This window comes from Arthrobacter sp. B2a2-09, assembly GCF_027587375.1.
Classification (GTDB): Bacteria; Actinomycetota; Actinomycetes; order Actinomycetales; family Micrococcaceae; genus Arthrobacter.
In genome coordinates this window covers 1-487 of the sequence record NZ_JAMXIC010000083.1, presented here as the reverse complement: position 1 = coordinate 487, position 487 = coordinate 1, and the positions used below count along the sequence as shown (strand labels likewise).

Annotated in this window: 1 protein-coding gene; it reads left to right on the top strand. The window is 54.6% G+C overall.

What is annotated here, in order from left to right:
- A partial coding sequence (locus NFJ07_RS25620) for an SAM-dependent methyltransferase (protein ID WP_269998920.1) occupies nt 1-457 on the top strand: 457 nt, incomplete at its 5' end.
- Between the last annotated feature and the right edge of the window lie 30 nt (nt 458-487).

Genomic DNA, 487 nt, shown 5'->3' with positions numbered 1-487 from the left:
AGACCCATGCGCAGGCAGCCGAATGATGTGGTTCGACAAGAACGATCAGCGTGCATTGTTTGGAGATATCCGCGACGAAGAGCGCCTGCTCTGTGATGGCCGGGTTCTTCGGGTTGAACCTGATGTTCTGATCGACTTCCGGCATCTTCCATTCGAAGACGGAAAGTTCAAGCTGGTCGTCTTCGATCCGCCACACCTGACCCGGGCCGGGGTCGATAGCTGGATGCGCGCAAAGTACGGGATGCTGACCAAAGACTGGCGCGAGGATCTTCGGCAGGGCTTTACAGAGTGCTTCCGGGTTCTTGAGCCGGAAGGGATCTTGATATTCAAATGGAACGAGACCCAAGTCCTTGTCAGTGAGCTGCTGGCCCTTACACCAGAGAAGCCGCTGTTTGGCCACAAGTCTGGAAAGCGTGAGAAAACCCACTGGATTACTTTCATGAAGGGGAAACAATGAACATCCCAATCATCGCAGCAAGCGCCACAG